General features: G+C 66.6%; 4 protein-coding genes. 2 read left to right on the forward strand and 2 right to left on the reverse strand.

The features are described from left to right. Together WAN02_RS02070 and WAN02_RS02075 are read left to right on the forward strand one after the other, a co-directional pair. A partial coding sequence (locus tag WAN02_RS02070) for an alpha/beta fold hydrolase (protein ID WP_422262381.1) occupies nucleotides 1-724 on the forward strand: 724 nt, incomplete at its 5' end. A gap of 9 nt (nucleotides 725-733) precedes the next feature. Further along, nucleotides 734-1,186, forward strand: a complete 453-nt coding sequence (locus WAN02_RS02075; RefSeq protein ID WP_422262383.1) for a MarR family winged helix-turn-helix transcriptional regulator — start codon at nucleotides 734-736, stop codon at nucleotides 1,184-1,186. A 6-nt stretch (nucleotides 1,187-1,192) separates the two neighbouring features. On the opposite strand, the gene WAN02_RS02080 is transcribed toward WAN02_RS02075, so the two are convergent. Both WAN02_RS02080 and WAN02_RS02085 read right to left on the reverse strand, forming a co-directional pair. Continuing rightward, a complete protein-coding gene (locus WAN02_RS02080) occupies nucleotides 1,193-2,071 on the reverse strand; it encodes a cation diffusion facilitator family transporter (protein ID WP_422262385.1) in 879 nt (292 codons plus the stop codon). 127 nt (nucleotides 2,072-2,198) lie between these two features. Then, nucleotides 2,199-2,978, reverse strand: coding sequence for a site-2 protease family protein (locus tag WAN02_RS02085; protein WP_422262387.1), 780 nt, complete (start codon nucleotides 2,976-2,978; stop codon nucleotides 2,199-2,201). Nucleotides 2,979-3,111 lie beyond the last annotated feature (133 nt).

A 3,111-nucleotide genomic window follows, 5' to 3' on the forward strand; every position in this document is an offset into this window, starting at 1 on the left:
CTTCTCAGGAGCGCCATGGGACGATCGCCAACTCGAGCCGTTCTCCGGGCGCAAGGTCCGGACGATGCGGCTGCCCGAAGGGCTCGACAACGTCGAGGCCTACGCCGACTTCGTCGCCGAGCAGGTCGCCGACCTCGACTCCTATGTGCTGGTGGGAGATTCCTTCGGCGCGGTGATCGCGGTGACGCTGGCCACCCGCCAGCCCGCGGAGCTGGTCGGGCTGGTCTTGTCCGGCGGCTTTGCGGCCAATCCGCTGCCCCGTTGGAAGGGAATCGCCTCTCGCGCGTCGCGTTTTGCGGGAGGCCCGCTCTACCGGCAGGGCACGCTGCGGTTCCACGCATTCCAGCTGGCCTCGAAGTTCGATGCCCACGCTGAGATCCCGCTTACTCAGAACGACTATCGGCAGCTGTTCATCGAGAACACCCCCCAGCGCAGCTACACCGCGCGCGTCACCTCCGTTATCGATTTCGACGTCCGCGACCGGCTGGACCGGGTCGACGTCCCGACGCTTCTGGTCACACCAGAAGATGACAAGCTCGTGGGCGAGGCCGCCGCGAAGGAGATGCTCGCCGGCATTCCCGGTGCCCGCGAGGTGGTCCTGCCGACCACCGGCCACATGTTCCGTTTCACCCACCCCGACCTGTACGGGCACACCATCGCCGACTTCATCGACGACGCGGTCACGGCCACGCCGTTCGGCCGCCGCGGTGCCGACGGTCGATAAGCTGCGGGCGTGAGACCCGGCGAGCACCTGCGTTATCTGGTCTTGGCCGCCCAGCGGGAAGGCAATCGGATGTTCGCTGCGGCGCTCAAGCCACTCGGGCTCACCCCGGCGTGGGCCGAAGCGATAAGCGTGCTCGACGAACGCGAACCGTTGACCATCCGGGAGCTGGGACTGGTGTTGGTGTGCGAGGGCGACCATCCGAGCCGTCTCGTCAATCGGATGGTTTCGGCTGGTCTGCTCACCACCGAGCCGTCACCCGATGATGATCGTGCTCGCTGGATCAGACTTACCCCCGCAGCCCGAGTCCTGCTTCCCAGGCTCCGGGAGATCGAAGATCAGCTGCACACCGCAATCGAGACAACGGTCGACTCGACCAGTCTCAAGGTCTGCCGAGCTGTCCTGGGGGATTTCATCGACGGGCTGCCCGCCGGAGAAGCAATCCAGCGACGCGTCTCGCCCTAGCTCCGCCTAGAGACCGACCGAGCAGTCGCCCGGCGGCTCCACCTGAATGGTGGCGTGCTCGAGGCCGCGCTCGGCGAGGATCGCCCGGGCCTCACCGAGCACCCGCGCGGAGTCGCCCTGGCTGGCCAGGTGGGCGGTCACCATGTCCTTGCCGGGTACCAGCGTCCAGACGTGCAGATCGTGGACCTCGGTCACGCCGTCCACCGCTGCCAGTGCCGCGCGCAGGTCGTCGACGTCGATGTGGCTCGGCGACGACTCGGACAGGATCCGCAACGCACTCGCGGCCAGCGACAGCGCCCGCGGCAGCACCCATAGTGCGACCAGAACCGCGACCACCACGTCCGCGTAGGGCCAGTGCGTGGTGATCGTGACGACGCCGGCGATCAGCACACCGACACTGCCGACCATGTCGGCGACGACCTCCATGTAGGCGCCCCTGACGGCCAGACTCTGCGTCGAGTTCGACCGCAGCAGCAGCGCTACAGCCACATTGGTGGCCAACCCCGCCAGCGCCACGACGACCATCGGGATACCCGGCACCTCGGGTGCCTGACCGATCCGCCCGATCGCTTCGCGCAGGATCAGCGTCGCCACCCCGATCAGCAGTACGGCGTTGGCGACCGCGGTGAACACCTCGGCGCGATGCCAGCCGTACGTGCGAGCCGGCGACGTGCTGCCGCGCGCGGCGAGGATCACCGCACACAAGCCCATGAAGGTGGCAGCGACGTCGGTCAGGATGTGCCCGGCATCGGCGAGCAGTGAGATCGAGCCGATCATCAGCGCGGTGGTCAGTTCGACGACGAAGAACCCGGCGAGCAGCGCGGTGGCTATTGCCAGTCTGGGTGCCGGGGTACCGGGGCTCGCGTGATCATGGCCTGCACCCATAGCCAGCAATATATGCGGATTTACGCATATATTGCAAGACTTGGGAGGCGCCGAGATCGACGTCAGCGCGGCGTTTTCTCGCAGTTTCCCGCGCCAGTGTCGATGTCGCCGACCCCGAAGGTCGGCCTCAGAATCCGTGGCGCCAGAACTGCATGAGCCCGGCTCCGGCCTGCCACAACAACCGGGGCACTCCGGAAAGTTCGAAGACAAAGTCGACGAGCTCGAAAAACCAGTGGTTCAGCGGCGGCGCGAGCAGCAACAAAAACAACAGCAGGAAGCCGTAGGGCTTGAACTGCGCCAGGGCACGCTGGGTCTCTGGGCTCAGATGCGGCTCTAGCGCGTTGTAGCCGTCCAAGCCGGGAATCGGCAGCAGGTTGAGCAGCAGCGCGGTGATCTGCAGGAAGCCCAGGAACGCCACCCCGGCCCACAAGACCGGATGTAGCGGGTCGAAGAAAAGATTGGTCACCTCGAGGAGCACCACGGCCAACACCAGATTCGCCGTCGGACCGGCCAGGCTGACCAGCGTGCGCTGCTTGTTCGTCATGTACGACGTCCGCACATACACCGCCGCGCCCGGCAGGCCGATCCCGCCGATCGCCGTGATCGCGATGGGCACCACGATCGACCACACCGGACTGACGTAGCGCCGCGGATCGAGGTCCAGGTAGCCCCGCAGCGCGATGTCACGATCGCCGGATCGCCAGGCGGTGAAGGCGTGCCCGAACTCGTGCAGGCACAGCGACACCACCCAGCCGGCGATGACGAAGATGAACACCGCGGCGTAAGCCAGCGGCCCTACATCGTCGCCCACGAAATACGCCAGCGTGCCGCCCAATGCTGTGAGGCCGACGATGGCCCAGAAGATCGGGCTGGGTCGAACTGACTGATGCAGATCGCGGGCGTTCACGGAACGAAACTACCGGACCAGCAGCCAACCCTCGGTGTTCCGGTAGATCGTCGAGCGGCGTGCCGTGCGCGGCCCGACAACACCATCGCGGACCACCGTGATGTCGATTCCACCCAGCTGCGCGGCCCGGCCG

This window comes from Mycobacterium sp. (assembly GCF_049281135.1).
Lineage (GTDB): Bacteria > Actinomycetota > Actinomycetes > Mycobacteriales > Mycobacteriaceae > Mycobacterium.